Annotated in this window: 23 protein-coding genes and 1 pseudogene; 12 read left to right on the top strand and 12 right to left on the bottom strand. The window is 70.4% G+C overall.

The features are described from left to right. Window positions 1-20: 20 nt before the first annotated feature. A complete protein-coding gene (locus tag G569_RS65195; protein ID WP_371683459.1) occupies window positions 21-911 on the top strand; it encodes an EamA family transporter in 891 nt (296 codons plus the stop codon). Here the strand turns inward: G569_RS65195 and pepT are convergent. After that, window positions 871-2,022: pseudogene (pepT, locus tag G569_RS0108860) on the bottom strand (peptidase T); the annotation flags it as partial. The gene G569_RS65195 and the pseudogene pepT overlap by 41 nt on opposite strands. 223 nt (window positions 2,023-2,245) lie before the next feature. Here pepT and G569_RS0108855 point away from each other — a divergent pair. Genes G569_RS0108855 through G569_RS0108830 form a run of 6 tightly spaced genes read left to right on the top strand, consistent with a single transcriptional unit; the run spans window position 2,246 to window position 10,025 of the window. Next, on the top strand, window positions 2,246-5,437 hold the full coding sequence (locus tag G569_RS0108855) for a M36 family metallopeptidase (RefSeq protein ID WP_028063155.1): 3,192 nt from the start codon (window positions 2,246-2,248) through the stop codon (window positions 5,435-5,437). Further along, window positions 5,434-6,093, top strand: a complete 660-nt coding sequence (locus tag G569_RS0108850; protein ID WP_028063154.1) for a DNA alkylation repair protein — start codon at window positions 5,434-5,436, stop codon at window positions 6,091-6,093. Before G569_RS0108855 ends, G569_RS0108850 begins: the two co-directional genes overlap by 4 nt. A gap of 5 nt (window positions 6,094-6,098) precedes the next feature. Continuing rightward, complete coding sequence (locus tag G569_RS0108845; RefSeq protein ID WP_028063153.1) at window positions 6,099-6,491, top strand: cupin domain-containing protein; 393 nt, start codon at window positions 6,099-6,101, stop codon at window positions 6,489-6,491. Continuing rightward, window positions 6,488-6,892 carry a hypothetical protein gene (locus G569_RS0108840; RefSeq protein WP_028063152.1) on the top strand — a complete coding sequence of 135 codons (405 nt, stop codon included), beginning with the start codon at window positions 6,488-6,490 and terminating at the stop codon, window positions 6,890-6,892. Before G569_RS0108845 ends, G569_RS0108840 begins: the two co-directional genes overlap by 4 nt. A gap of 34 nt (window positions 6,893-6,926) precedes the next feature. Beyond that, window positions 6,927-9,512 carry a CocE/NonD family hydrolase gene (locus G569_RS46740; protein ID WP_084284515.1) on the top strand — a complete coding sequence of 862 codons (2,586 nt, stop codon included), beginning with the start codon at window positions 6,927-6,929 and terminating at the stop codon, window positions 9,510-9,512. Between the two features lie 57 nt (window positions 9,513-9,569). Further along, window positions 9,570-10,025: a hypothetical protein gene (locus G569_RS0108830; protein ID WP_028063151.1), complete on the top strand. Its 456-nt coding sequence runs from the start codon at window positions 9,570-9,572 to the stop codon at window positions 10,023-10,025. 1 nt (window position 10,026) lies between these two features. On the opposite strand, the gene G569_RS0108825 is transcribed toward G569_RS0108830, so the two are convergent. The 6 genes from G569_RS0108825 to G569_RS57550 form a co-directional block, all read right to left on the bottom strand. Further along, on the bottom strand, window positions 10,027-10,416 hold the full coding sequence (locus G569_RS0108825) for a VOC family protein (protein WP_028063150.1): 390 nt from the start codon (window positions 10,414-10,416) through the stop codon (window positions 10,027-10,029). Next, entirely contained in the window at window positions 10,413-10,808 is a 396-nt protein-coding gene (locus tag G569_RS57555) for an SRPBCC family protein (RefSeq protein ID WP_053226066.1), read from the bottom strand. The genes G569_RS0108825 and G569_RS57555 overlap by 4 nt, the downstream gene beginning before the upstream one ends. Further along, window positions 10,801-11,115 carry an ArsR/SmtB family transcription factor gene (locus G569_RS0108815; protein WP_028063149.1) on the bottom strand — a complete coding sequence of 105 codons (315 nt, stop codon included), beginning with the start codon at window positions 11,113-11,115 and terminating at the stop codon, window positions 10,801-10,803. Before G569_RS0108815 ends, G569_RS57555 begins: the two co-directional genes overlap by 8 nt. Before the next feature lie 36 nt (window positions 11,116-11,151). Then, the gene (locus G569_RS0108810; RefSeq protein WP_211232930.1) at window positions 11,152-11,742 is read right to left on the bottom strand and encodes a cupin domain-containing protein; all 591 of its coding nucleotides are present in this window, start codon (window positions 11,740-11,742) and stop codon (window positions 11,152-11,154) included. After that, a complete protein-coding gene (bcp, locus tag G569_RS0108805; protein ID WP_028063147.1) occupies window positions 11,720-12,190 on the bottom strand; it encodes a thioredoxin-dependent thiol peroxidase in 471 nt (156 codons plus the stop codon). Before bcp ends, G569_RS0108810 begins: the two co-directional genes overlap by 23 nt. 507 nt (window positions 12,191-12,697) lie before the next feature. Then, on the bottom strand, window positions 12,698-13,900 hold the full coding sequence (locus G569_RS57550) for a TP0910 N-terminal domain-containing protein (RefSeq protein ID WP_053226065.1): 1,203 nt from the start codon (window positions 13,898-13,900) through the stop codon (window positions 12,698-12,700). Window positions 13,901-14,135: 235 nt separating this feature from the next. Between G569_RS57550 and G569_RS0108795 the strand changes: the two genes are divergently transcribed. From G569_RS0108795 to G569_RS0108780, 4 genes are all read left to right on the top strand, one after another. After that, window positions 14,136-17,354, top strand: coding sequence for a S8 family peptidase (locus tag G569_RS0108795; RefSeq protein ID WP_028063146.1), 3,219 nt, complete (start codon window positions 14,136-14,138; stop codon window positions 17,352-17,354). A 116-nt stretch (window positions 17,355-17,470) separates the two neighbouring features. Further along, on the top strand, window positions 17,471-18,868 hold the full coding sequence (locus tag G569_RS0108790; RefSeq protein WP_028063145.1) for an eCIS core domain-containing protein: 1,398 nt from the start codon (window positions 17,471-17,473) through the stop codon (window positions 18,866-18,868). Window positions 18,869-18,941: 73 nt separating this feature from the next. Continuing rightward, window positions 18,942-21,311: an alpha/beta hydrolase-fold protein gene (locus tag G569_RS0108785; RefSeq protein WP_028063144.1), complete on the top strand. Its 2,370-nt coding sequence runs from the start codon at window positions 18,942-18,944 to the stop codon at window positions 21,309-21,311. Window positions 21,312-21,335: 24 nt separating this feature from the next. Continuing rightward, on the top strand, window positions 21,336-22,367 hold the full coding sequence (locus tag G569_RS0108780; RefSeq protein WP_037495346.1) for an isopenicillin N synthase family dioxygenase: 1,032 nt from the start codon (window positions 21,336-21,338) through the stop codon (window positions 22,365-22,367). Here the strand turns inward: G569_RS0108780 and G569_RS46725 are convergent. The 4 genes from G569_RS46725 to G569_RS0108760 form a co-directional block, all read right to left on the bottom strand. Then, window positions 22,364-22,639 carry a helix-turn-helix domain-containing protein gene (locus tag G569_RS46725; protein ID WP_053226064.1) on the bottom strand — a complete coding sequence of 92 codons (276 nt, stop codon included), beginning with the start codon at window positions 22,637-22,639 and terminating at the stop codon, window positions 22,364-22,366. The two genes, G569_RS0108780 and G569_RS46725, sit on opposite strands and share 4 nt — an antisense overlap. After that, a complete protein-coding gene (locus tag G569_RS0108770; RefSeq protein ID WP_028063142.1) occupies window positions 22,639-22,971 on the bottom strand; it encodes a hypothetical protein in 333 nt (110 codons plus the stop codon). Before G569_RS0108770 ends, G569_RS46725 begins: the two co-directional genes overlap by 1 nt. Before the next feature lie 119 nt (window positions 22,972-23,090). After that, window positions 23,091-23,885: a hypothetical protein gene (locus G569_RS0108765; protein ID WP_037495342.1), complete on the bottom strand. Its 795-nt coding sequence runs from the start codon at window positions 23,883-23,885 to the stop codon at window positions 23,091-23,093. A gap of 40 nt (window positions 23,886-23,925) precedes the next feature. Continuing rightward, window positions 23,926-24,561 carry a winged helix-turn-helix transcriptional regulator gene (locus G569_RS0108760; RefSeq protein WP_028063140.1) on the bottom strand — a complete coding sequence of 212 codons (636 nt, stop codon included), beginning with the start codon at window positions 24,559-24,561 and terminating at the stop codon, window positions 23,926-23,928. A 70-nt stretch (window positions 24,562-24,631) separates the two neighbouring features. Here G569_RS0108760 and G569_RS0108755 point away from each other — a divergent pair, with 70 nt between their 5' ends. Beyond that, a complete protein-coding gene (locus tag G569_RS0108755; protein ID WP_028063139.1) occupies window positions 24,632-26,053 on the top strand; it encodes an MFS transporter in 1,422 nt (473 codons plus the stop codon). Here the strand turns inward: G569_RS0108755 and G569_RS0108750 are convergent. Beyond that, window positions 26,044-26,556: a cysteine dioxygenase family protein gene (locus G569_RS0108750; protein WP_028063138.1), complete on the bottom strand. Its 513-nt coding sequence runs from the start codon at window positions 26,554-26,556 to the stop codon at window positions 26,044-26,046. The two genes, G569_RS0108755 and G569_RS0108750, sit on opposite strands and share 10 nt — an antisense overlap. Window positions 26,557-26,623: the final 67 nt, after the last annotated feature.

The following is a 26,623-nucleotide window of genomic DNA, read 5'->3' as shown; positions in this document are numbered from 1 at the left end:
AGCCATCGATCCTGTATTCCATGCAGGCCAGGCTCCCGTTCCTCGTCAGCGCCGTCTTCCACTACCTCGGTCCCGCGTTCGCGGTGCTGCTGTTCGCCCGCGTCGACGTGCTCGGCGTCGCGTGGCTGCGGATCGCCGCCGCCGCGCTCGTCTTCGCGCTCTGGCGCCGCCCGTGGCACGTGCTGCGCAACCACACCGTGATCGCGTGGGGTGTCGTCCTCGCGCTGATGAACTGCTGCTTCTACGCCGCCATCGACCGCCTGCACCTGGCGACGGTCGCCGCGATCGAGTTCCTCCCGGTGATCGTCCTCGCCGCACTCGGCGCTCGCAGCAAGCGCAACGCCGCGGCGCTCGCCCTCGCGGTCCCGGGCGTGTACCTCCTGACCGGCGTGCACCTCGAGGGCGAGCCGCTCGGCGTCGGCCTCGCGTTCGCCAACGCCGCGCTCTTCGCCGCCTACATCGTGCTGGCGCACAAGGCGTCCGGCGAGACCGGCATCGACGGCCTCGCGGGCGCGATGCTGATCGCGCTGATCGCCGTCACCCCGATCGCGGGCTGGGCCGCGCTGCCGGCGTTGAGCGACCCGGTCGCGCTCGCCGCCGGCATCGGCGTGGGGATCTCGAGCAGCGTGATCCCCTACGTCGCCGACCAGGTCGCGATGAAGCGCCTGACCCGCGCGGCCTACGCGCTGATGGTCTCGCTGCTCCCCGCGACCGCGACGGTCGTCGGCCTGATCGTCCTCACGCAGGTGCCGTCACGCATGGACGCGCTCGGCATCGCGCTCGTCATCGCGGGGGTGGCGCTCCATCGCGAGCCCACGCCGCCGCCAGCCGCACCACCGTCGCCGCCGCCGCGCTCATCTCCTGCAGCGACGCCCATTCCCGCGGTGAGTGGTACTCATGGCCGCCCGTGAACAGGTTCGGCGTCGGCAGGCCCATCGCCGAGAGGCGTGAGCCGTCGGTACCGCCGCGGATCGGCGTGCGGACCGGCTCGATGCCCTCCGCGCGCAGCGCCTCCTCGGCCTTCGAGGTCGCCTCGGGGAACTCCTCGATGAAGCGGCGCATGTTCGGGTACTGCGGCGTGACCACGACGTCCAGACCCGCGCCCGGATGCGCCGCCACGATCTCCTCCGCGGTCCGCCGCAGCAGCGCGGTGTGGGCGGCGAGCTTGGAGTCGTCGAAGTCGCGGACGATCGCCCGCACCACGGCGCGGCCGCCCGACGCGTCGATCTCGTAGACGTGGATGAACCCCTCGCGGCCCTCCGTGCGCTCCGGCGTCAGCTCGTCGGGCAGCGCGGCGACGATCTTGCCCGCGATCCGCGCCGCGTTGACGAGCACGCCCTTCGCCCAGCCCGGGTGGGCGTCGACGCCGGTGATCGTCAGCGAGACCTCTTCTGCGGCGAACGTCTCGTCCTGCAACTCGCCCAGATCGGACCCGTCGAGCGTGTACGCGCACACCGCGCCGAAGCGCTCGACGTCGAAGAGCGTCGCGCCCTCGCCGATCTCCTCGTCGGGCGTGAAGCAGATCCGCAGCGTCGGTCGCGGCTCCTCCGGATGCGCGGCCAGATAGGCGACCGCGGTCATGATCTCGGCCACGCCCGCCTTGTCGTCGGCGCCGAGCAGCGTGTCGCCGGAGGAGGTGACGACGTCGTGGCCCGCCGGAACCTCGACCACGGTCCCGCCGCGCGGCAACGCGATCGGCCCGCCGGGATGGTCGCGGTGGACGATCGGCTCGACGCCCGCTCCGGGCGCGTCCGGGCTGGTGTCGACGTGCGCGATCAGCCCGACCACTGGTCCGTCGCCGGCGAGCGTGGCGGTGACGTAGCCGTTCTCGTCGAGCGCGGCGTCCGCGAGCCCGATCGCCACGAGCTCGGAGACGAGCAGCCGCGCGAGGTCGAGCTGCCCGGGCGTGCTCGGACTCTGCTTGCGGTCGCGCTCGGACTGCGTGTCGATGCGGACGTAGCGCTGGAAGCGTTCCAGCAGGTCGGGGGCCAGGGACTCGGCCAGGGGCGACGTGAAGCTCACACCGGGGACCGTACCGACCTCGACGATTGACCCGTTCACGCTGCGCTCAGGCGCTGGTTAGTGTCTTCTCGTGAAGAGATCGCTGGCCGCAGTGGTGGTCCTGGCGGGGTTCGTGGCCCCCGCCGCAAGCCAAGCCGCACCCCCGAATCTGGAGTTTCTGACGGGGCCGTCGAACGCGTCACCCGAGGAGGTGGTGCGCGCATACAGGCCCGACGTTGCACAGATGCGGCTCGTGGCCCGGTCGGTCAGCCCGGACGGCATCACGCACCTCTCGTACAACCAGACGCTCGACGGATTCGAGTCCTACAGCTCCGGTCTCGACGCCCACGTCAACCGCGATGGACAGCTGATCACGGTCAACGACACGACGGTCAGCGACGCCAAGCTCGACGACACGACGCCGTCGGTGACCGCGCTCGGGAGCCTCGGCAAGGCGCGGCTGGAGACCGGCGGGCTCGCGCTGCCGCCGAAGGTCACCAAGAGCGGCCGGAGCACCACCTTCTCGACCGGCGAGGCCGCGAAGCTGCGCTGGTACGCGACCGATCACGGTGCCCGCCTGGCGTGGGACGTCTACACGGAGGGCGAGGACGGCGACGCGTTCAGCGTCGTCGTCGACGCCGAGACGGGCGCGACCCTCCAGCAGCAGTCGTTGACGGCGAGCGTCGGTCGCGCGAACTACTTCCCGAACGACCCCGACACCACGCCGTCGGTCGAGATCACGATGCCGCCGAGCTGGATCGACCAGAACGCCGGCGGCACCCGCCTTTGGGGCCAGTACGCGCGCACGTACGTCGACCCCAACGACCAGGACCCGGCGCCGGGTCTCGAGGACGGCGGCACGCGCCGGCAGATCCCGAAGAGCGGCGACTCGGACGGCGGTCCGGACTGGCTCTATGACCGGCAGATCGTCGCGGGCGGGACGCCATGTCCCCCGGTATCGGGCTGCTCATGGAACTCGGCCATACCCGCCACGTCGATGGTCAACGAGCGTCAGGCATCGACCAACGTGCACGTGCTCACCAGCCGCTACCTCACGTACCTCGCCCAGCCGCCGATCGGCTTCGACGAAGCGTCCGGCAACTTCCAGCGCGTCAACACGAGCGGCTCCGGCAAGGACGGCGACTACGTGCGCGCGGAGACCAACGACGGCCAGGGCCTCAACAACGCGAACTTCTCGACGCCGTCCGACGGCAACGCGCCGCGCATGCAGATGTTCCTGTTCACCAAGGTGGACGCCAACGGCGGCGACGTCGCCGGGATCGTCTACCACGAGATCACGCACGGGCTCGCCTGCCGCCTGATCGTCAATGCCGGCGGCGGGTGCGCGCTCGGCTCGGCCCAGGGCGGGATGATGAACGAGGCCTGGGCGGACTTCTTCTCCACCGACCTGCTGGTGGCCGAGGGCGGCCTCAAGGACACGCCCGTCGTCGGCGACCTCAAGTTGGCCGAGCACGTCTGGCCAGGCGGCATCCGCGCCAAGCCGACGGACTGCCCGGTCGACCCGGCCGGCACCACCCCGGCCTGCAACGGCAACGGGACGCTCACCACGGTTCTCGGCGGCTACACGTACGGGGACCTCAAGGACACCGCGAACCCTCCCGCCAGCGGCCCGCACAACGGCGGCGAGGTCTGGGCCGAGACGCTGTGGGACCTGCGCAAGGCGGTCGGCAGCGACGCCGCGCGAGCGCTCGTCGCCGGCGGAATGCGGCTCACACCGGACAACCCGTCGTTCCTGGACGCGCGCGACGCGATCCTGCGCCAGGCCGCGGCGATGCGCAGCGCGCCGGGCGCGCCTGACGACTACCTCGCGAAGGCCTGGGAGGTCTTCCGCGCCCGCGGCATGGGCTTCGACGCGACCACGGCCGACGCCAACTCGACGACCCCCACCGAGAGCTATGCCGCGCCCCGCGACTCGCTCTGGGACGAGCCGATGACGGTCACCGACGCCTATCCCGGCGGCGACAACGACGGCAAGTTCGAGCCGGGCGAGCGGATCTCGGTCTCGGCGCCGTTCTTCTCCCCGGGTCTCACCGACCTGTCCGGGGTCACCGGCTCGCTCAGCTCGACCGATCCGGGCGTGACGCCCGTCGACGGCACCGCGACCTGGGCGCTCTTGGGCAACGGCCGCACCGCGGCGAACGCGACCCCGCTGACCGCGCGGCTGCCCAACTCGTGTTACACCACGGTCCCGCTGACGGTCACGGCGAACGTCGCCGGCTCGCGCCAGGACCGGGCGAGCGTGCGGATGCGTCCGTGGGCGCAGAAGGCGGTGGCCCTCGCCGACGCGCCCGACGGGGCGACCGACGCCGTGACCGAGGCGACGTTCGAGGCCGCCCCCGGCGGGACGATCACGGATGTCGACATCCGCATCGACGAGTTGCGCCACACGTACCTCAGCGACCTCGTGATCGACGTCGAGCACGCCGGCGAGACCGTCACGCTGTTCGCTCCGAAGAAGGATTGGGGCGGCGACGACCTCGTCGACGTCATCTTCGACTCCGACGCCGCGGCCGCGCTCCCGGACGCAGGCCCCGGACCCGTGACCGGGCGTTACCGGACTGAGGAGCCGAACGGGCTCGACAAGTTCGACGGCAAGCCCGCCGGTGGCACCTGGACGCTGCGGATCACCGACATCGAGCCGAACGACACCGGCGCGCTGTACGCGTGGGGCCCGGACGGGCCACGCGCCCAGTTCCCGTGCTCAGGCCTGGAGATCCCGGCGGCGGCGACCGGCGACGCGAGCGACGTCACGCGCGACACCGCGACGCTCGCCGGCACGGTCACGCCCAACGGTCGCGCCACCGGCCTGCGCTTCGCCTATGGCAAGACCGAGGCGTATGGCTCGGCGACGGCGTCGCAGGACGTCGGCGCGGCGAAGGCCGCGGTCGCCGGCACCGCCATGCTCACCGGGCTCGAGCCCGGCACGACCTACCACTACCGCGTCGAGGCGATCCGCGAGGGCGGCGTCGCCGCCGTGGGCGGTGGGGACCGCACATTCACGACCGCACCCGCGCCCGTGGTCGTGGTCGTGCCGACCGTCAGCCCGACGCCGACGGTCGTCCCGGACACGGTCGGGCCGTCGCTGAAGGCCACGGTCAAGCTCACCAAGGCGGGCAGGAAGAACAAGCGCGCCACGTTCTCGCTCACGCTGTCCGAGCCGGCGACCGTGACCGCAGTCGTGACCCGTGCGACGCCCGGGATCAAGAAGGGCGGCAAGTGCCTTGCCGGCAAGAAGCGCAAGGGCGTCAGGACCTGCACGCGCCAGGTCCTCGCGGCCCGCGGCAGTGCCGCGCCGGGCGCCAAGTCCCTCGCGCTGCCCGCCAAGGGGCTCGGGAAGGGCAAGTACACGGCCACGCTGACGGCGACGGACGCGGCGGGCAACAAGACGACGACGGTGGTGAAGTTCAGCGTGTGATCGAGGAGATACGCAGCGGCCTGGCCGGCCTCGCCGATCCGGAGAAGGCGCCGGACATGCAGGCGTACATGAAGTCGGCCATGCCGTTCTATGGCGTTCAGAAGCCCGCGCGGGCCAAGCTCGCGCGGGCGGTGTTCGCGGCGCACCCGCTGGCGGGCTTCGAGGCGTGGAGCGACACGATCCTGACGCTGTGGCGGGACGCCACCCATCGCGAGGAGCGCTACATGGCCCTCGCCCTGCTGCAGGACCGCCGCTACCGCGCCTACCGCACGCTCGATGCGCTGCCGCTCTACGAGGAGCTGATCGTGACCGGCGCGTGGTGGGACTTCGTCGACGAGGTCTCGGCCGGGCCGCTCGGGGAGCTGTTGCCGTCGGTCGCGCCGGTGCTGCGCGAGTGGTCGACCGACGAGGTGATGTGGAAGCGACGGGCGTCGATCATCGCCCAGGTCCGGCGCAAGCGCGAGACCGACTTCGCGCTGCTCGCCGACTGCATCGAGCCCAACCGGGGCGAGAAGGAGTTCTTCATCCGCAAGGCGATCGGGTGGGCGCTGCGCGCGTACGCCTGGGTCGAGCCGGAGACCGTGATCGCCTACTGCGACACGCACGAGTTGGCGCCCCTGAGTCGGCGGGAAGCGCTCAAGAACGTGACAACCTAGGGGTCATGGCCGACTACACGAAGCGCAACCTACGCGAGGTCGAGGACGCGGCGCGGAAGTTCGGGATGCCGGACGGCCTGCAGTCGCGCTTCGCCCGCGAGGCGCTCGAGCTCGACAACCAGGGGATGACGCTCTTCACGCTGGCGCCGAACTTCCGGGTCCCGTTCGGGCATCGCCACAAGCAGCAGGAAGAGGTCTACGTCGTGGTCAAGGGCTCGGCGCGGGTCAAGCTCGAGGACGAGATCGTCGACCTCGCCACGTGGGACGCGGTCCGGATCCCGCCCGCGGTCCGCCGCGGCATGGAGGCCGGGCCGGACGGCGCGGAGATCCTGGCCGTCGGCGCGCCCAACGTCGGGTTCGGCGACGCCGAGCAGCTGCCGGACTTCTGGACCGAGTGAGCGCGGTCCTCACGCTGCGGCGCATGGGCGCGTACCTGCGCGCCCATGGCGCCGACGACTGGGCGGCGTACATCGAGGCGCTCCCGCCCGACGGCGAGGAGGCGCTGGCGTTCGCGCGCTCACAGGCCGAGCTCGGGCATCCGGACCCGTTCCGGCCGCGGACCGAGCGCGGGCGGTTCATGCGCAAGCAGCTGCCGGGGTTCGCGCCCAACGAGCGGGCGCTCGCGGTGCTGGTCTCGCTGGAGGGCCTGCGCGAGGGCGAGGAGACCGGCTTCGCGAGCGAGCTCGTCGAGGCGGCGATGGCCCGCGCGCAACGTGAGAACCGCGTGATGGAGCCTGTCGAAAGCGGGCGGCGCGATTTCCGTTCGGAGTCGGACGACAGCGGGAGTTCGCGGGAGTAGTTTCGGCCCCGGTCTATCCAGGGGGTCTGGAGAAATGCAGGGACGCAGGGTGTTGTGCGCCGCGGCGGTCGCCGCCGCGGTGCTCTCGGGCGCGGCGACAGCGCGCGCCCAGACGCCGCCATCGATCGTCGTCGCGAACGGCGAGACGCAGGAGGCGTTCGACTACACGACCGCGATCCGCGATCGCGTGTGGGTCGACACGGACTATGACTCCGACGTCGACGGGGTCGCCGACAAGGTCGCCGTGGACATCATCCGCCCGGCGGCCACCGCGCAGGGCCTCAAGGCCCCGGTGATCATGGATGACAGCCCGTACTACTCGACGCTCGGGCGCGGCAACGAGTCGCAGCTGAAGGTCGACGACGCGAACGGCCTGCTGCAGAAGTGGCCGCTCTTCCTCGACAACTACTTCGTCCCGCGCGGTTACGCGATCGCGCTCGTGGACATGACGGGCACGAACCACTCGACGGGCTGCCCGACGGTCCAGGGCCCGACCGACAACAACGCCGCGGCCGAGGTCATCGACTGGTTCCGCGGCCGCCGCACCGCGCACGACGCCGCCGGGAACCTCGTTCCCGCGCCGGCCTGGTTCAACGGCAAGACCGGCATGATCGGCAAGTCCTACGACGGCGCGCTCGCCGCCGCCACCGCGGTCACCGGCGTCGAAGGCCTGACGACCATCGTCGGCGAGTCCGGCCCGTACGACTACTACGACTACACGCGCTCCAACGGCGTCATCCAGCGCGGCGGGCACTACGTGTCCTCGCTCGCCAACACCGTGACCGACGCCAACCGGCGCGCCTACTGCAAGCCGTTCCGCGACGCCATCGACGCGGGTGACGGGGACGCCACCGCGGACTTCACGACACCGTTCTGGTCGGACCGCAACTACGTCGACGAGGCGCCCAAGGTCAAGGCGAGCGTGTTCCTCACGCACGGCATGGGCGACGAGAACGTGCGCATCGATCACTTCAGCCGGTTCTGGTACGCGCTGCAGGACCTCGGCATCCCGCGCAAGGCGTGGCTGATGCAGACCGGCCACGTCGACCCGTTCGACAACTCGCGCTCGAAGTGGGTCGACACCGTCCACCACTGGTTCGACTACTGGCTCCAGGGCGTTCAGAACGGTGTCATGGACGAGCCGCAGGTGACGATCGAGACCGAGCCGGGCAAGCTGACCGACTTCGGCGGCTTCCCCGTCCCCGGCTCCAAGCCGACCCAGCTGTTCCTCAAGCCCGGCAACGAGCTCGGGTTGGCGCCGATCTCCGGTGACGACCAGACGACGACGTTCCTCGACAACCGGACGCAGCGTGAGAACACGAACGCGACCGGCATGCTCGCCCCGATCGACACGGCGAACGCGAACCGTCGCGTCTTCGCCACGGGGGCGCTGAAGGCGCCGCTGCACATCTCCGGCACGCCGGTCGTGCAACTCGACGCGTCGGCCGACAGGACCGCGACGCACCTCGGCGCGATCCTGGTCGACTACGGCCCCGCGTTCGCGCGCGTCTCGCGCACCAGCGACGGCGTCCAGACGCTCACCACCTCGGAGTGCTGGGGCCAGGCGAGCGCGAGCGACAACGGGTGCTACAAGGACGTCGGCGAGCGGATCGACACCACGGCGACCGCGTGGCGCATCACCAAGGGCGTGCTGGACGCGGGCCATCGCACCGACCGGACGAAGACGACGCCGATCGTCGCCGGCCAGCGCTACCCGTTCAGCTTCCCGCTGCTGCCGTACGACTACACGGTGCCCGCCGGTCACCGGCTCGCCGTGGTCATCGTCGGCTCCTACCCCGACTACGGCACGACCGCCGCCGCCGTGGCGGCCAACATCACCCTCTCGCTGAAGAACTCGCGCATCTCGCTGCCGGTCGTCGGTGGCGCGGCGGCGCTGGCGGCGGCGGGCGTGTCGGGCGGCGAACCGACCACGACGGCGATCGCCGACACGGGCTCGTCCTTCGTCGCGACCGTCACCGGCAGCGCCCCGGCCGCCTCGCCGCTGCCGCCCGCGCTGATGGCCGAGGCGCTGCAGAAGGCCGACTTGGACGGGTTCACCGGGTTGGACCGCGTCTCGGGCGCGGTGCAGTTCCTCGACGGCGGCCTGCCGCTCGGCTCGCCGGTGCCGCTCGTCAACGGCGTCGCCACGCTGCCGACTCCGGCGCTGAGCGGAGGTTCGCATCAGATCAGCGCCCGCTACGCCGGCGAGGGCGGGTGGGTCGCGTCGACCTCGTCCGAGCTGACGCGGCTGGTGCCCGTGTCCGGGACGGTCGGCGGCTCGGTCCCGGCGACGCTCGCGCTGACGCTCGGCGGTCCAGCCTCCTTCGGCGCGTTCACGCCGGGCGTGGCCAAGGACTACACGGCGACCACGACCGCCAACGTCGTGTCGACGGCGGGCGATGCCTCGCTCACGGTGTCCGATCCGGGCCACCTGATGAACGGCGCGTTCTCGCTGCCGTCGCCGCTCTCGGTGGCGTTCAGCAAGTCGGTCTGGACGGCCCCGGTCGCCAACGACGCCGTGACGATCACGTTCAACCAGCACGTGGATGCGGGTGACGCGCTGCGCACGGGCGCGTACTCCAAGACGCTGACGTTCACCTTGAGCACGACGACGCCGTAAAAGCTCAGGGTGTAGCCCCGATTGCGGTCACGGGCGCGACGTGCGAGCGTCGCGCCCATGATCCGCACCGACACCGCCGTCCGGAGCCTCGTCGTCAGCCTCGTCGGCGGCATCCTTGCCGCGACCTCCATCCCGCTCGGCATCGTCTTCGTCGTGCTCGGGCTGGTCCTGGCCGACCAGGAGGCGTTCCTGTACGTCGGGCTCTTTCTGGCGGTCACGGGACTGATCGAGGGCGGCGTCGCCCTGATCTGGCGCCGGCGCGTGAAGGCGCAGGATGCCGCGGAGACCGCCGCTCGGATCTCGCAGACGCGGGCGCGCGTGCTCGAGGCGATCCTGAACCCCTCGTCGCGCGTCGGGGCGCTGAGCCCGATGCACCTCGCCGTCGAGCTCGGCGGCGGGCGCCAGGCCCGCAAGGTCTACGTCCCGGTGACGACCAACTGGCAGCCGGGCATGGAGATCCAGGTCGCCTACGCGCCCAACGACCCGGGCAACTTCGTCCCGCTGATGACGTGAGTCATTCGTGCGGCGCGTAGCGGTGGTGCAGCATGATCGCGTTGCCGTCGGGGTCCTTGAAGTTGGCCATGTGGCAGACGCCTGAGTCGATGTCGTCACCGAGGAAGGTGACGCCTCTCGATTCGAGCTCGGCCCGCGCGGCTGCGACGTCCTCCACCTGAAGCGCGAGCGGCGCAGGGTTCGGGCTGAACGGGATGCCCAGCGCGGGGCAGTTGATCAGCGCGATCGTGACCGTGCCGGTCTCGAACTCCGCGCCCACCGCGTCCTTGCCCCACACGGCGGACGCCTCGAGCCCGAGCACGTTCTCGTAGAACGCCCGCGCCGTGTCGAGATCGTTGGACGGGATGCCGACGAAGTCAACGCCGGTGACGATCTTCGTGGTCGTGCTCATCTCAGGGCCTCCTCGAGGCGCTCGAACGCGCTCTGGATCCCGGCGTTCATCCGCCGGAACAGCTCGCCGGTCGCCTCGTTCGTCGTCGTCAAGTGGATCTCGGTCCGCCCGTCCCCGAGGTCGGTGAACGTGACGGTGGTCGGGCCGAAGGTGAGCCTGTGCGGCTCGTCGACCTCGCTGTACGTGCCTTCGTTGGTCATCTGCTCGCCGCTCTCGTCGACCGTCGTGACCCGGAACGTCCCGCCGGGCTTGACGTCCAGCACGATCGATTCCGGGATCGCGTTCCACCCGCGCTTGCCCCACCACTTGGCCAGCTGGTCGGGCTGCGTCCACGCGTCCCACACCCGCTGAGGGCTCGCGGCGTACACCCGCCGGATGTCGATCTCACCCATCGAGGTGCTCACCCAACCGGTCGAAGCTCTCGTCCCAGAACGCCCGGTAGTCCTCCAGGTACGCCGCAGCTTGTTGCAACGCCGCCCCCTGGATCCGGGACGGCCTGAGCTGCCGGTCCTTCCCTCGCGCGATCAATCCGGCCTTCTCCAACACCTTCAGATGCTTCGAGACCGCTTGGAGACTGATCGGGAACGGCGCGGCGATCTCATTGACGGTGGCCTCTCCGTGCGCCAGCCGGGCGAGGATCTGCCGCCGCGTGGGATCAGCCAGCGCGGTGAAGGTGAGGGTCAGTTGGTCCGTATTCATCCGCTCGGTTGATCAACCGTAGCGTTGAATATGTGCTCATGTCAAGCCGTCGTGTGTCGCTTCCTGTTCGAGCCTGGGGTCGAGCGCGATCGCCCGCGCGAGCGCGTCGCTGGTCGTGTGGGTGGCATGATCGATCAGCGCCTGCGCGTAGGTGACGCCCGGACTGTCCGGGTCGCCCTCGTCGACGATTGTCTGCGCCGAGGGGACGTCCGGCAGCGCGGCACGGACGCGCCAGATGAACTCCGATCCGGACGGCCGAAACACCGGCTCACCACCCAGCGCCAGCACTTCGGTGCCGGCCTCGACCGCTGTCGCATGCCGGTGCACGTCGGGCTGAACGAACACGAGCGTCCCGACGGGCGCGTCGAAGGGTTCGCCGTCGAGTTCGAACCGCGCTCGGCCCTTGATTACGACATACAGCTCCTCATGGCCGCGCCCGTCGGCGGTCTCCGTGTGCGGCTCGATCAGCTCATCGCCGACGTCCGCGGCGTGAAAACTCGCCACACCGAACGCCCGCACACCGAGTACGCCCCGAACCGGCCGCCAGTTCAGGCCGCCCGGTATCGGGATCGCATCGATCTCGTCGAGCGCGACGACCCGAAACCTATGCCGCGGAGAGCTCCCCAAGCGCCTTGAGCACCTCGTCGTCGTGCGTCTTCGGCGAGGCCTTCGGGATCACGTGCGCGATCGTCCCCTCGCCGTCGATGATGAACGTGGCGCGCAGGGCACCCCAGTAGGTCTTGCCGTACATCGACTTCTCGGCCCAGACGCCGTACGCGTCGCACACCGCGTGGTCCTCGTCGGCCAACAGCGTGAAGTTCAGCGCCTGCTTGTCGTGGAACTTCTTGACCGCCTTCACGGGGTCCGGCGAGACGCCCAGCACACGCACGCCGGCGGCCGTGTAGTCCGGCAGGTGGTCGCGGATCCCGCACGCCTGCGTGGTGCAGCCGGGGGTGTCGGCCTTGGGATAGAAGTAGAGGACGACGGTCGTGCCGCGCAAATCGGCGAGCGTGACGTCGTTGCCGTCTTCGTCGGGCAGCGTGAAGTCAGGGGCCTTGGTTCCGGTCTCGAGCATCGAACCATCGTTGCACTTGACCGAATCCCCGCCGCCAGAGAGGTCTGATCTCCGTCCTGGGTGCGCCGGGAGCGGTCACGCGAGCCCCCAGAATGGTCACGTTGGCCGCCGGGCTGGCGTAGCGCTGAGCGGCCGCGGCGGAGGAGATCGGCGCGACCAGTCGCAACGCGCCGGCGTAGCTCGCGCGGCGCGCCGTGCATGCCATCAGTCCCATTGGAGCGCGAAGCAGTCATGTTCCCTGCTGCCGTCTCACGCTCGTCAGCGCGCTCGGTCTGCACCGACAATTCGGCCGCCGAGCGCTGCGAGGCGCATACTGACGCTATGTCACGGATCGCCCGGCTGCTTGTCGACGTGGCCCGAGCGTTGCGGACGCAAAACGACGTCCTTAGTCGGCCTCCGTGCCAAGCGCAAGCGCGCAGCGAGGAACGCGTTGGGGGTGGCCAGGAAAAGCGTCCTCTGAGTCAAGTTTTCCTTGCCACCCCCCCGCCCGGGTCGGGGAGCTGTCCTTCAGGCGTAGAGATCCAGCGACTCCTGCCGCGGATGGATCTTCACCGTGGCCTCCAGGCCCGCGGCCTCCAACTGCGCGCGGAGGAGTTCAGCGCGGTTGCTGGCGATGGCGTGTGGGCGACCCGACGGCGTCGTCACCTCGGCCAGCAATCGCTCCCCGCGCAGCTCGAGGCGAAGGTCGAGGCGGCCGAGCGTCGGCGAGTTGAACACGAGCGAGACGACGTCCGCGGGCTCGCCGTCGCTGCCGCGGCGTCGCGCGGGGGGTTCGCCCACCGAGACCTTGGGCGGCTGCAGTTGCATCGGCGGCGCCATGGGGTACTGGGTCGGCGTCGTCGACTCGGCCTGGCCCGGATTCGGCTGCTCCGCGACCTGGTGCGCCTGCGCCGCGTGGGTGGTCTTGGCGGCCTCGTGCGCCGGTCCCGGCGGTGGCGGCTGGACGGGCTGGTTCGGCTGGGCGGTCCGTTCCGCCTGCGAAGCGTGTCCGGGCGGCTGCGCTTGTCCCGGCCGCTCCGCCTGCCCTGGCTGCGCCGGCTGATCAGCCTCGCCCGCCACACCTGGATGCGCGGGTTGGCCGGCCTGCGCCGGCTGCGCGGTTTGCCCCGGCTGCGCCGCCTGACCGCCCCCCTGCCCGGTTTGAGCAGGCTGCGCGGCTTGCCCGGGCTGCGCGGCTTGCCCGGGTTGCGCGGCTTGCCCCGGCTGCGCCGCCTGACCGGCTTGCCCCGGCCGCGCCGCCTGACCGGCTTGACCCGGCTGCGCCGCCTGACCGGGTTGACCCGACGGCGCCGCCTGACCGGCTTGACCCGGCTGCGCCCCCTGGCCGGGTTGACCCGGCTGCGCGGTCTGGCCCGGCATCGTCGGCTGGCCCGGCATCGCCCGTCCCGCCTGCCCACCCGGTGGCGCGTACGTCGCCGGGCCCGGCAGCTCGCCCGGCGCCGGCTGGGGAGAAGGGCTCGGTTGCCCCGACTGCGGCACGATCCGCAACGTCATCCGCTCCGCCGTCACCTGCTGCACCTGCAGCCTGAGCGTGGCGCCCACGGGAATCTCGGGCGGCAGCTTCGCCGTGACCGGAACGCCGGCGATGACGATCACCGCGCGGCCCTCGCTGCGCGAGGCCACGCGCGCCATCAGGCTCGATCCCTCGCGCAAGGCGAGGTCGGGGATCTGCTTGCGCAGCAGCGCGGCGGTGACCGCGATCGGCTCCATGACGGAAAGAATCTCACTCCCGGCATGGCGAGAGCTTTCCTCGACGTGTCATTTACCTGCAGGACACTGACCGGTGAGGCGGCCCGCGGGTGGGCCGCTCTGACTGGAGGGACTGCGCATGCGATCTCGCATCCGTCGGGCTGCGCTAATCACGGCTGCCTTCATCCTCGCGTTCGGAGGCGCCGCGACCGCTGCGACTTCGCGGCACGACCGCGTCTTCCGAGGCAAACGGACGGTGCTCAGCGGAGCTGACATCAAGCGGCTCTCGGCCGGCACGCGACGCCCCTCGATCATCATCTTCAAGAACCAGTTGAAGAACCTGCCCGCCACGGCGACGGCGGCGAGCGCCCGCGCCAAGGCGGCGAGCGTCATCCAGGCGCCGGTGCGGGCGCAGCTCGCGCGCGTGCACGCGACGCGCGTCAAGGGCTTCCACATCGTCAACGCGATCGCGGCGTCGATCACCGCGGCGGAGGCGCAGCACCTCCGCTCGGACTCGACGATCCAGGCGGTGGTTCCGGACGCGTTCCGCCACTTCGCGACGCTCGACAGCGGCCCGGGTCCAGCGGCCGTTCCGGACATCGCGTCGACCGGCTCGCAGCCGATCTGCCCGACGGACCCGAGCAAGCCGATGATCGAGCCCGAGGCGCGCCAGGTGATGAACGTGGACGCCGCCGAGCAGATCGTCGACGGCAGCGGCATCCGGGTGGGCATCGTCGCCGACGGCCTGGACCCGAACAACCCCGACCTGATCCGGCCCAACGGCCAGCACGTGATCTACGACTACCAGGACTTCAGCGGCTTCGGCACCAACGCGCCGAGCGACGGCCGCGAGTCGTTCCTCGACGCGGGGACGATCGCCTCACAGGCCAATCAGACGTACGACCTCTCGGGCTTCGTCAACCCCGCGCACCCGCTCCCGCCCGGCTGCAACATCAAGATCGCCGGTGTCGCACCCGGCGCGAGCCTGGCCGTGATCAACCTCTCCGGCCCGAACGCCGGCTTCTTCGACTCGACGATCGTGCAGGGGATCGAGTGGGCGGTCCTGCATGACCGCGTCAACATCCTCAACGAGTCGATCGGCGGCAATCCGCTGCCGAACACCGAGAACGACCCGGTCGCGCTGGCCGATCAGGCCGCGGTGGCCGCGGGCGTCACGGTCGTCGCGTCCAGCGGTGACGCCGGCCCGTTCAACAACATCGGCTCGCCGGCGACGACGCCCGGCGTGATCGCCGTCGGCGGCACAACGACCTACCGGGTCTACCGCCAGACGACCCGCTACGGCACGCAGCTCTCGCCGGGTGGCTGGGAGAACAACAACATCACGGCGCTCAGCTCGGACGGCATCGACGAGTTCAACCCCGACACGGTCGACGTCGTCGCGCCGGGTGACCGCGGCTGGTCGCTGTGCAGCAGCGACACGAAGACGTTCTTCGGCTGCGCCGACATCGACAAGGGAGCGAACCCGCCGCCGATCTGGGCGGCCGGCGGCACGAGCGCGTCCGCGCCGGAGACCTCCGGGACCGCGGCGCTGGTCCTCCAGGCCTACGCCAAGACCCACGGCGGCCGCCTGCCCACGCCGGCGCAGGTCGAGCAGATCATCACGAGCACGGCCACCGACCTCGGCGCCCCCGCCGACCGCCAGGGCGCCGGTCTCGTCAACACGCTCAAGGCGGTGCAGCTCGCCGAGTCGATCGATCGCGGCGCCAACCAGGGCCAGACGCTGCTGCTCGATCAGAAGTCGCTCAACGCGACGGTCAACGCCGGGCAGTCGCACACCTTCACGGTGCGCGCGACCAACGAGGGCACCGCGCCGCAGACGGTCTCGCCGTCGGTGCTCGGCCGCCCGACGCCGCTCTCGGACGACACCGGCGCGGTGACGCTCTCCACGGCGTCGCCGACCTACATCGACGGCGAGGGGAACACCGACTTCTACGCGGTGCACACGTTCAACGTCGGACCCGGGGCGGATTACCTCACCGGCGACATCACCTGGAACGCCTTCTCCAAGGGAACGGCGGTGTTCGAGACGTTGTTCGACCCACAGGGCCAGGTCGCGGCGTACTCGCTGATCGGCGCCGACCAGAGCGGCTTCGGCCATGTCGAGGTCCGCAAGCCGAACGCCGGCAAGTGGACGGCGGTGATCTTCACCGTCAACAACGCCGCCGTCTACAGCGGGCAGGTCCAGTTCAACTACGAGGCTCAGGCCTTCCACGCCGTGGGTTCGGTCTCGCCCGCCGCGCAGACGCTCGCGCCCGGGCAGACCGGCGCGTTCAACGTGACCGTCGGCGCCGGCCAGGCCGGTGACGAGGGCCTGCGTCTGCACATGGGCACGGGCGGCGCCGACGACGGCAGCATCCCGATCATCATCCGCTCGCTCGTCCCGCTGGGGCGCGCGGGAGGCACGTTCGCCGGGACGCTGACCGGCGGCGGCTCGACCGGCAACGCCGGTCAGCAGTTCACCTATCAGTTCAACGTGCCCAACGGCGAGCCGTCCCTGAACGCGGCTCTCCAGCTCACCGACAACAACTACCAACTGACCGGCTACCTGGTGGACCCCAACGGCCAGGCGGTGTCCGAGCAGTCCAACGCGGTCTTCGACGCGAGCGACAACCTGCTCGGCTTCGGACGGAGCATGCAGTTCTTCCATGGCTCGCCGCAAGGCGGCCTGTGGACGCTCACCCTGCTGGTGTCCGGCCCGGTCGCCGGGCAGCACCTGCGCGAGCCGTTCACCGGCGCGATCACGTTCGCGGGGCCGCCGGTGACGAGCAGCGGCATCCCGAGCGTGGTGAAGCCCGGGCATCCGGTGACGGCGACGATCAAGATCACCAACACCGGCAGCGTGCGCAAGGACTTCTTCGCCGATGCCCGGTTGAACGGGAAGACGCAACAGATCCTGCTCGGCAGCGGCGCCAACGACGTCGGGCTGCCTCTATCGCTGAACGCGCAGCCGAACTGGCTGGTGCCGACGAACACCGACGCGTTCGCCGTGCTCGCCAAGGGCACCATCCCGATCACGACGGAGATCTCGTACTTCTCCGGCGACCCTGACGTGCTCGGCGGCTCGATCGGGAACGCGTCGGCGGCGAGGGTGACCGCGCCGGAGCTCGCTCCGGGGTTCTACTTCGACCTGCCTGAGCCGACCGGGCCCTTCGGGCCGACCGGCGTCCCGGCCGGATCGTCCGCGGACCTCGTGGGGATCGCGGACAGCAACCCGTTCGACACGAACGTGACCGCGAGCAGCGGGGACGTGTGGCGGCAGAGCGTCGACCCGAACGCGCCCTACGCGCCGCTGAGCCTCGCCCCGGGACAGACCGGGACGATCACGCTCACGTTCAACTGGACCGGCCACAAGGGGAAGGTGCAGCGCGGGTTCATCGACGTCGACACGTTCAACCTCGCCTCGCTGGGCGGGGACAAGGTGACGACGATCCCGTACGCCTACAAGCTCGGCTGATCGATCGCGGCGGCCGCGCGAGGTCCCCCCGGACCTCGCGCGGCCTGTTCGCGCAAGGGGTATGGCAAGGGCCCCGATGAGGGAAGGTGTTTCGGTGGGCTCCCGTCGTGTGAGGCATGACGTTCGCCCACGCGGCCGCGTACGACGACACGCTGCCGCTCACCCACTCCGAGCGCGCCGAGCTGCCGCTCGCCGCGCCCGCTCTGATCGCGCTGCAGCGGACAGCCGGAAACCAGGCGGCCAGCCGCGCGCTCGGGCGGTCAGAGGCGTTCGCGCAGGCGACGTCGGGACAGCCGGTGGAGGTGCCGCGGCGGCGCGCGATGGAGGCGGCCTTCGGCACCGGCTTCGGCGACGTCCGCGCCTACCTCGGCGGGCCGGCCGCAGAAGCCGGACTGGGAGCACTTGGCGCGAGCGCCGCCGCGCGCGGAACGCAGATCGCGTTCCGTGACGCGTCCCCGACGGACGAGCTCGTCGCGCACGAGCTCGCGCACGTCGTCCAGCAGCGGCGCGGCGCGGAAGGGGTGGCGTGCGACACCGGACCGAGCACGGACGCCGAGCGCGCGGCGCGGGCGGCCGGCGCGGCCGTCGCCGCCGGCAGGCCCGTGGGCGACGTCGGCGTCGCGGCGGCGGGCGGCATCCAGCTCGCCGAGGCGACGACGACCGGCGGCATCTGGGAGACCAAGAGCTATGCGTTGCTACCCCACGACCCCGCCAGCAACCTGTTCGGCGCGGCCATCACGCTGCACTTCGAGCCGACGCACCCGGTCGTGTCGGAGCGGATCGCGCTCGTCCAGACGGTGAGGACGCTCAAGTCGACCGAGCAGGACCCCGCCGTCGCCACACCCCACTTCGTCAGCACGACCAATGCGGCACTGGCCCTTCCGGAGATGTCGAGCCACCCGGGCCGAGCGATCGACCAGCCGTCGCAATACAGCACGGACACAAGCCCGATCTACGCCTCTTCAGGCGAGGACGCGACCACGCTCGAGGAATCGGAGGCGACCAAGAAGGGCAACCAGCATGGGTTCCGCCGGGCCAAGCAGCGGCCGGACGAGGAGGACTTCGTCCAGCGCGCGATCCTGACCGACAAACCCACCTTCCGGCGCCAGTTCGACGAACAGGAGTGGGAGAAGACGTTCGAGGTCACGGCGCTCGTCCTCGAAGGGGCGCTCGCGAACAAGTACCTCGGATCGGTCGCGTGGGGGTTCCGCTGCGAGGGCGGCGTCGTCACGCTCGACCCATTGACCGTGGTGCGCCAGGGCCCGCCGAGCGCCGAGTTCATGGACGCCGCGAAGCAGTGGAACCGCTCGACGGTGAACGGCGAGGAGACGGTCGACCTCCCGATCGAGTCATCCGACCTCGGGTCCCTGAGCACCGCCGAACTGATCCGCCGGCTCACGGCCGCGCGCGCCGACGCCGACGCGACCCTGCTCTCCGACATGGCCGGCAAGCAGTTCGACGTCCTGGCCATCGAACGCGAGCTCAAGGCCCGCAACGTCGCCTACGAGCCCTAGTGGAGGTCGCTCGCGTCGATCGTGACAGAGTGCGGGGCAAGTCCTACGCAACAGCAGAAGGAGGGTCTGCCTGATGCCGTCATTCCGCCCCGCGCTCGCGGGTGCTCTCGCCACGGCCGCATTGCTCGCCGCGCCCGGAACCGCGCAAGCCGCCGCACCGCTGGAAGCCGACATCACGTTCGGCAACGCAGTCGTCGACTCGCACCTGCATGGGCGCGTGTACCTGCTGCTCCGTCCCGGAACCGCGGACCCGCTGAGCTCCGTGAGCGCTACCGGGTCAACGCTCGTCTTCGGCAAGGACATCGCCGACGTCGCGCCCGGGCAGTCGGTCTCGCTGTCCGGCGGCGGGAATGGGTTCGAGGGGGTCTACGGATACCCGAAGGCGTCGCTCGACGACCTGCCGTCGGGCACGTACACGGCGCGCGCGTTCTTCAACGTGTATGAGGTCGCGCACCGCTCGGACGGCTCGACCGTCGACATGCACTTCCCGTGCGGTGACGGCGGACGGCCGTTCTCGTCGCCCGGGAACCTGCGTAGCGCGATGCAGACGGTCACGATCGACCGCAACCAGGACACCAGCCTCGCGCTGACGCTCGCCGAGAAGCTCACGCCTTCCCAGACGGTGCCCGCGGGCGGCACGTGCCAGCAGGGCAACCCGGCCGAGTCGGCCCACGTCAAGCAGGTCAAGATCAAGAGCGAGCTGCTGAGCAGGTTCTGGGGTCGGGACATGTATGTCGCCGCGACGGTGCTGCTGCCGTGGGACTACGACGACCCGGCCAACGCGGGCAAGCGCTACCCGGTGGTCTACTCGCAGGGTCACTACTCGACGAGCAACCCGTTCGGTTTCAGCGAGACCGCGACGACCGGCCTGTCCGGCTGGTGGCGCGACCCCGCGAACCCAAAGATGATCGGCGTCTCGTTCCGCACCGAGAACCCGTTCTACGACGACTCCTACGTCGTGAACTCGCCGAACCTCGGGCCGTACGGCGATGCGATCAACGACGAGCTGATCCCGAAGCTCGACGCGATGTTCCGGACGATCGCGCGGCCGTACGCCCGCGCCCTCACCGGCGGCTCGACCGGCGGGTGGATCACCGTCGCGAACATGATCTTCCGGCCGGACGTCTTCGGCTCGGCCTGGTCCGGCTACCCGGACTCGCTCGACTTCAACGCCCACCAGACCGTCGACCTCTACAACGCCAGAAGCGCCTACGTCGAGGACAACGGGGACGTGATCCCGTCGTCGCACAACTACAACATCGCGACCGGGGTCGACACCGTCACGCTGACGATGCCGAACGAGAACCACTACGAGCTCGCGGTCGGCAACCGCACGCGCTCCCAGGTCGGCCAGTGGGACATCTGGAACGCGGCCTTCGGTGCCCAGGGGGCCAACTGCTACCCGCTCGAGCCGTGGAACAAGGTCGACGGCGCGATCGACCACGGCGCGGTCGACAAGTGGAAGGGGATGGACATGAGCGAGGTCCTCACCGACCACTGGGCGACGCTCGGCCCGGTCCTCAGGGACAAGCTGCACATCTGGGTCGGCACCCAGGACACGTACTACCTCAACGAGGGCGTGAAGGCGTTCCAGGACACCGTCGAGCGGCTGAGCGGGAGCACCAGCTACGCGACGTTCACCTACGGCGCCGGCCAGCCGCACGGCTACACGCCGTACGCGTCGACGCAGGCGATGCTCACCGACATCCTCAGCTACATCTCGACGCACACGCCGCCCGCCGGGCAGCCTGACCCCGACCTGAGCGCCACCCGCGGGAACCGTTGGGCGGACGTGTCGGCGCACAGTTGCGCGACCCGCGTCCCCGCGCACCCCACGATCACTGGCGACAAGGCCGTCGGCTCGACCCTCACCGCCAACCCCGGCGACTGGGACTCCGGGATGTCCTTCGCGTTCCAGTGGAAGCGCGACGGCGCCGCGATCGCCACCGGCTCCACGTACACGACGGTCACCGCGGACGTCGGCCACGCGATCACGGTCGCGGTCACCGGCTCCAAGCTCGGCTACGACACGACGACCCAGACCAGCGACCCGCTCACCGTGACGCCGAAGACGACCGACGTCCCGGGTCAGGTCGGCGGCACCGTGCCGGCGACGCTGTCGCTCACGCTTGGCGGCGCCGCCTCGTTCGGCGCGTTCACGCCGGGCCTGGCCAAGGAGTACACGGCCACGACGACCGCGACCGTGACCTCCACGGCGGGTGACGCGACGCTGAGCGTGAGCGACCCGGGCCATCTCGCCAACGGCGCCTTCACGCTGCCGGCGCCGCTGCAGGTCGCGTTCAGCAAGTCGAGCTGGGCCGCGCCGGTCTCCAACGACGCGGTGACGATCACCTTCAAGCAACAGGTGAACGCGAGTGACGCGCTGCGCACCGGCCCCTACGCCAGGACCCTGACGTTCACGCTCGCGACGACGGCCCCGTAAGCCGGGACACATAAGCTGGGGACGGTGACCGCACCGTCCCCACTTCCCGTCCTCGACATCTCCGGCTTCCGCACGGATCCGGACGGCCCCACCGGCGCGGCGTTCGTCGAGGCGCTGCGCGACGCCTTCCACGGCATCGGCGCCGCGTACCTCGTCGGCCACGGCGTTGGAGACGAGCTCATCGCCCGCGTCCGGCGGGTCGCGGAGGAGTTCTTCGCCCTTCCCGAGGAGGAGCGGCTGGAGATCGAGAACGTGCACTCGCCGCAGTTCCGCGGCTACACGCGCCTGGGCACCGAGCACACCAACGGACGACGCGACCTCCGCGACCAGGTCGACGTCGGCCGCGAGCAGCCGGCTCCCGAGATCGGGCCCGACGACCCGGACTGGCTGCGCTTGCGCGGGCCGAACCTGTGGCCGGAAGGCCTGCCGGAGTTCCGCACGGTCGTCAGCGAGTACAACGCGGCGGTCGAAGCGGCCGGACACACGCTGATGCGCGCGGTCGCCCTCGCGCTCGGCCAGTCCGCCGACCACTTCGACGACCTGGTCGACCCGCCCGAGGTCCTGACGAAGATCATCCGCTACCCGGCGCCGAGCGAGACCTTCTCGACCGACCAGGGCGTCGGCGCGCACACCGACGCCGGCTTCCTCACGCTCCTGCACCAGGACACCGTCGGCGGCTTCGAGGCCGAGGTCGACGGCGAGTGGGTCGCCGTCCCCGCGCTGCCGGGGTCGTTCGTGATCAACATCGGCGAGCTGCTCCAGCTGGTCAGCAGCGGCTACTTCCGCGCCACGCCTCACCGGGTGGTCAGCCCGCCCAAGGGCATCCAGCGCCTCTCGATCGCCTACTTCTTCAACCCGAGGTTCGAGGCCAGGATCGTGCCGGTCACGCTCCCGCCCGCACTCGCCGCCGAGGCGCCGGGGGGCGCGAGCGCCGACCCCGACAACCCGATCCTCTCCTACTACGGCTTCAACACCCTGAAGGTCCGGCTGCGCGCCCACCCCGACGTGGCCGCACGCCACCACGCCGACCTCGTAGCGCAAACCGATCGAGGTTAGGGAGCACCGGCAAGCACGTCGACCGCGCTCGACCCGGTTTGCTGCATGAGCTCGAAGTCGATGGCGAGCCGACAGCCCAGCGCGGTCGCGATGCGAGCGAGAGAGCCGATGGTCGGATTCCCCCGCCCCGCCTCGAGCTTGTTGAGGTAGGCGGGGGAGACGTCGAGACGATCAGCAAGCGCGGCCTGCGAGAGCCCGAGAGCCTCGCGAGTCGCACGGATGCGCCGGCCGACCGCTTCCGCGTCGACCGGGGACGTGGTCGTGCGCGGCATCACTCAGCGTGTACGGCGGCGGCCAGAGCAGCGATAGCCGGAGTGACATCGTGCATCGCGGGCCGTTCGCCTTGGATGAACGACGCGACGGTCACGTCGGTGTCTCCGCCACCGACGAATGAGGGGAACAGCTCCACCCAGCGTTGCGGATCGTCTTCCACGCCCAGCGATTCCCCGGTCGTCGGGTCGGGCACGCGCAGCTGCAGCCATGCTTCACCGCCATGACGCAGGTGGACCTCGCGCCCGTCATAGTCGATGACGCCGGTGACGGTGCCGACGAAGTCCTGCGCGGCGGGCGAATAGGCGAACTGGGTGATCGTGATGCGCTGCATGCGTGTCCTAGGTATCGACGCCGATCGGCGATGAGTTAACCCAAGAGGTAAATCGGTTTCAATGGCAGGCCGAAAGCTGGCGCGTTGACGGTACGAACATACGTTCCCTTCGTCTGAGTTCACGGCGAGAAATCCGTGCTCGTAGGTTGAAGCAACTCGCCTCGAGTGAGCATCGCCCCGCGTCGGCGTTCGAGGGCGTCGAACTGATCATCGCGCAGCACTGCCCGCAATTCGGCCCACACCGCGTCTCCCTGCAGCCGGTTCAGCAGGGCGACCTCGGCCGGCCGGAGCGAAGCACGACCCTCAGCATGACGCCGGCGCAGGAACGCGCTGTCGTTCATTCGCCACGCACCCCCGGGGAAGCTGTATCCGTGATCGATCAGCGTGAGGATTCCCGTCGCCGGATCAAAGCGGAAGTTGCCGGCGTGCCGGTCCTGCTGGCCGATCAGGCAGTCGAAGAACGCCGAAGGATCACACAGGCTTCCGGTACTCAGCGGCTCGATACGACCGGACGGACCGGCACCCTCGCGTGTCAGAGATCCCCAGTCGGCGGCGATTCCCGGCTCACCGGGCAGCCACCGGATGACGGACGTTGCCACCAGGGTGTCGTATGGCGCTCCCAGCGCTCGCGCGAGGCGCCAGGCGGCGGCCTCGTTGACCGCAACCGCCGCAGGCTCGGCATGGCCGTACCAGACATACACGGGCATCCCGAGGTGCGGGTGCGGGGTGGACATCGGGACCAGCGGTTTGTGGAACGCCACCTGGCCGTCGGCCATCGCGCATTGCCAAACGGTGCTCGCGCTTAGAGTGCCGGGTACGCGCCGTGTGACGAGCGCCTGATGCAGCAGCGCGGTCTCGAGCTTGGACGGAGCCGTGCCCTGGATGAGGAGCATGCGGGCCAGATGGTCGGACACACGCGCACACTAGCGTCTGGATGTCCTTAGCGCACAGGCATCACTGCGGGAACACGGCCAACAGGCGCACGACCGCGTCGCGTGAGCCGTCGATCGTGATGTCGCCCGCCGCCAGCGCGTCCTCGAGCCCGCGCTGGTTCCAGAGCAGGGCGCGCAACGTGTCGATGTCGGTCGAGATGACGGCGTCGGGCGCCTCCGGGACATCGCGGCCGATGTCGATCGTGCCGTCGACGACGCGCAGGAAGAACACGCGCTCGTCCAGCCGCAGCTCGAAGCGGGCGTCGAGATCGCCCGCCAGAGCACCGTTGAAGAACGTGCTCAGCCCGAGGATCACCGAGTCCGCCCCCACCGGCGCCTCGCCCGTGAACGCCGGTGACCTCACCGCCCACTTGCCCAGCGTCAGCAGGATCGGCTCGAGCTCGCGGCCCCAGTCGGTGAGCTCGTAGATCATCGACGCGGCGGGCGGCGGGAGCTTGCGGCGCTGGACGACGCCGGCCTCCTCGAGCTCGCGCAGCCGCTGCGACAGCACGTTCGGGCTGACGTTCGGAAGCCCCTCACGCAGGTCGGTGAAGCGCTTCGGGCCGAGCAGCAGCTCGCGGACGACCAGCAGCGCCCACCGCTCCCCGAGCAGGTCGAGCCCGTGCGCGATCCCGCATCCATCGCCGTACGTTCGCATCGTCGACCAAGTTTAGTCCTGGTGTAGATAGCCGTACTCCTTTTCTAGGACTAGATCGTATGGTTGCGCAATGACAACCTCCCCATCTCCTGACCCGCGACGCTGGAAGGCGCTGGCGCTGCTGTGCACCGCGTTCTTCATGGTCATCCTCGACTCGGCGATCGTGGTCGTGGCGCTGCCGTCGATCAACGCGGACCTCCACTTCAAGGAAGGCGACCTGCAGTGGGTGCTGAGCGCCTACCTGCTGAGCTTCGGCGGTCTGCTGTTGCTCGGCGGGCGCGCGGCGGACCTGCTCGGGCGCCGCCGCGTGTTCATGGCCGGCACGGCGCTCTTCGCGCTCGCTTCACTCGCGTGCGGACTCTCCGGAACCACCGAAGCGCTGATCGCGGCGCGCGTGATCCAGGGTGTCGCCGCGGCGATCATGACCCCGACCGCGCTCTCGATCGTGACGACCACCTTCGCGGAGGGTCCGGAGCGCAACAAGGCGCTCGGCATCTGGGCCGCGATCGGCGGCATCGGCGCGACCGCCGCGTGGCTGGTCGGCGGCCCGATCACCGACGGCCTCGGCTGGGAGTGGATCTTCTTCGTCAATGTCCCGGTCGCGCTCGTGGTCGCCGCGCTCAGCCCGACCGTGTTGCGCGAGAGCCGCGACACCACCCACGGCCGCAGCTTCGACCTCCCGGGCGCGATCACGATCACCGCCGCGCTCGTCGCGCTCGTCTACGCCGTCGTCGAGGCGCCGAGGCAGGGCTGGGGCGACCCGCAGACGCTCGGTCTGCTCGCGGCGTCGGCGATCCTCGTGAGCCTGTTCGTCGCCATCGAAGCCCGCTCGTCCTCCCCGCTGGCGCCGCTGCGGGTCTTCCGTTCACGCGCGCTGGTCGGCGGCAACCTCGCGCTGTTCGCGCTCGGCATGCTCGCCTTCGGGATGCCGTTCATCCTCACCCAGTACGCGCAGGGCGTCCTGCACTACTCGCCGCTGAAGTTCGGCCTCGCGTCGGTCGTGATGCCGGTCACCGCGGCGCTCGGGTCGATCGTCGGGCAGGCGATCGCCACCAAGGGCGGGCTGCGCACGGTCGCCACGGCCGGGTTCATCCTCACCGGCCTCGGCTGCCTGCTCCTGACCCAGGTGTCCGTCGACGGCACGTATCTGGGCGACATCTTCTTCGGCCTGCTGGTCTTCGGTCCCGGCCTCGGCGCGGTCTACGTCGCCGGATCGATCGGCTCGCTGGCCGGCGTCGCCGAGTCCGACGCCGGCCTCGCCTCGGGCCTGAACAACTCGTCGTTCCAGATCGGCGGCGCGGTCGGCGTCGCGATCGTCTCGACGGTCGCGGTGTCCTACGCCGACGGCGCGGACCCGCTCGCGGCTGCGACCAACGGGTTCCAGTCCGCGTTCGCCACCGCGATCGTGTTCGCGGCGATCGGCCTCGCCGTCGCGATCGGGCTGCTCGGGAAGCTGCGCCTCCCGGTCCCGGAGCCGCTGCCTCAGTCGTAGTAGCGGCGCACGCTCCCGCCGAGCCGCGTGACGTCGGTCCCGTAGATGTGGATCGAGATCGCGGTCTCGCCCGTGACGTTGTTCACGCGGTGGATGTCGCCGGGCGGGGCGAAGCCGCTGACGTCGCCCACGTGGTTGTCGGCCTCACCCACCAGGTTGAGGTCGGCGTCGAAGAGCTCCTCGTGCTCGATGCCCTGGATCACGCCGAACACGCACCACGACGTGTGGTCGTGGACACGGGTCACCTGGCCGGGGCGCCAGATCACGGCGATGATCGAGAACGAGCCGTCGGGCTCCACCCACAGCGTGTGGCTGCCGTACGTGTCGGCCCAGCCTTCGCGCTGCTGCGGCGTGAGCACCTCTGGAGTGGGCAGGTGCTCACGGAGCCGTTCGGCGACGAGCTCGGCCGTTTCGGACCAGTCGGCGTGGGCGCCGACGGCATCACGAACGGCATCCACGAGCGGGGCGAGCTGGGCGGCGGGGAGGGTCTGGGTGGCGGTCATGACCACAGGGTGCGGGTCAGCGACTCATACGTCCAATATGGATTTTCGTTCTGACCCATAGATAGAG

Origin of the sequence: Solirubrobacter soli DSM 22325, assembly GCF_000423665.1 — a bacterium.
In the GTDB taxonomy this organism is placed as follows: domain Bacteria; phylum Actinomycetota; class Thermoleophilia; order Solirubrobacterales; family Solirubrobacteraceae; genus Solirubrobacter; species Solirubrobacter soli.
Note: the sequence above shows the minus strand (reverse complement) of the source record. Positions and strands in the feature narration are given on the sequence as shown.

Coding starts and splice junctions, on each gene's coding strand:
- G569_RS0108830 (WP_028063151.1), top strand. CDS start 9,570: ATGATCCGCACCGACACCGCCGTCCGGAGCCTCGTCGTCAGCCTCGTC.
- G569_RS0108845 (WP_028063153.1), top strand. CDS start 6,099: ATGGCCGACTACACGAAGCGCAACCTACGCGAGGTCGAGGACGCGGCG.
- G569_RS57550 (WP_053226065.1), bottom strand. CDS start 13,900: ATGGAGCCGATCGCGGTCACCGCCGCGCTGCTGCGCAAGCAGATCCCC.
- G569_RS0108790 (WP_028063145.1), top strand. CDS start 17,471: ATGACGTTCGCCCACGCGGCCGCGTACGACGACACGCTGCCGCTCACC.
- G569_RS0108770 (WP_028063142.1), bottom strand. CDS start 22,971: ATGCAGCGCATCACGATCACCCAGTTCGCCTATTCGCCCGCCGCGCAG.
- G569_RS0108760 (WP_028063140.1), bottom strand. CDS start 24,561: ATGCGAACGTACGGCGATGGATGCGGGATCGCGCACGGGCTCGACCTG.
- G569_RS57555 (WP_053226066.1), bottom strand. CDS start 10,808: ATGGGTGAGATCGACATCCGGCGGGTGTACGCCGCGAGCCCTCAGCGG.
- G569_RS46740 (WP_084284515.1), top strand. CDS start 6,927: ATGCAGGGACGCAGGGTGTTGTGCGCCGCGGCGGTCGCCGCCGCGGTG.
- G569_RS0108815 (WP_028063149.1), bottom strand. CDS start 11,115: ATGAATACGGACCAACTGACCCTCACCTTCACCGCGCTGGCTGATCCC.
- G569_RS0108825 (WP_028063150.1), bottom strand. CDS start 10,416: ATGAGCACGACCACGAAGATCGTCACCGGCGTTGACTTCGTCGGCATC.
- G569_RS0108855 (WP_028063155.1), top strand. CDS start 2,246: ATGCGGCTCGTGGCCCGGTCGGTCAGCCCGGACGGCATCACGCACCTC.
- G569_RS0108750 (WP_028063138.1), bottom strand. CDS start 26,556: ATGACCGCCACCCAGACCCTCCCCGCCGCCCAGCTCGCCCCGCTCGTG.
- G569_RS65195 (WP_371683459.1), top strand. CDS start 21: ATGCAGGCCAGGCTCCCGTTCCTCGTCAGCGCCGTCTTCCACTACCTC.
- bcp (WP_028063147.1), bottom strand. CDS start 12,190: ATGCTCGAGACCGGAACCAAGGCCCCTGACTTCACGCTGCCCGACGAA.
- G569_RS46725 (WP_053226064.1), bottom strand. CDS start 22,639: ATGCCGCGCACGACCACGTCCCCGGTCGACGCGGAAGCGGTCGGCCGG.
- G569_RS0108755 (WP_028063139.1), top strand. CDS start 24,632: ATGACAACCTCCCCATCTCCTGACCCGCGACGCTGGAAGGCGCTGGCG.
- G569_RS0108785 (WP_028063144.1), top strand. CDS start 18,942: ATGCCGTCATTCCGCCCCGCGCTCGCGGGTGCTCTCGCCACGGCCGCA.